This is a genomic window from Streptomyces longisporoflavus (assembly GCF_014649775.1).
GTDB classification, from domain to species: domain Bacteria; phylum Actinomycetota; class Actinomycetes; order Streptomycetales; family Streptomycetaceae; genus Streptomyces; species Streptomyces longisporoflavus.
In genome coordinates, this window is sequence record NZ_BMTR01000138.1 from 1 (window position 1) to 618 (window position 618).

At 41.6% G+C, this 618-nt stretch carries 1 pseudogene; it reads right to left on the reverse strand.

The features are described from left to right. Positions 1 to 57 precede the first annotated feature (57 nt). Positions 58 to 618, reverse strand: a pseudogene (locus tag IE226_RS43760) (IS1380-like element IS942 family transposase); the annotation flags it as partial.

Genomic DNA, 618 nt, shown 5'->3' on the forward strand with positions numbered 1-618 from the left:
CCTACCCCATCAAGCGACTTGAGCTCATACGCTGCTTTAACCAGAACAGCATGGTCTTTAACCAAAGTCTGTCTTGAACAGGTTGGCATAAGCATTGTTGTCTGAGTAAATGTTCAATACATGCCTACGTGATGTCTTAATCCATTTCGCAGGAACAGAGATGAACTTGAAAACAAAGGTCTTGATTCTGCTGGTGGCACGCAATCCAAATTCATGGGTTTTCAATCTCTGCATAATAGCTTTGTAGAAGTTTCTGATGAGAGCTGTCATAAGCAGGAATACAGTATTCTGTGCCATGAACGATTTTGGCAATCGATTCCAGCCAAAGCCATTGTTCATGTCATCGAAGATGCGTTCCTTGCCACCACGAAGATTGTAGAATTCCACGATGTCTCTTGCACTCGACTTGTAATCGTTAGTCAGTATACATCTGTAGGTATATTCGCCTTCCCAAATGTCAAGGTCTCCATCTATTCGCCTTTGTCTCTGTATGACAAGACGATACGGTTTTCCTTTCCATTTCTCAACAAGGATAGAATTCAACTCAAACTCAATACCGTTGATTTCAACAGTTTTCCATCCAGTTAAGGCAAACATGGAATCGTAGAAAGAAGAGCA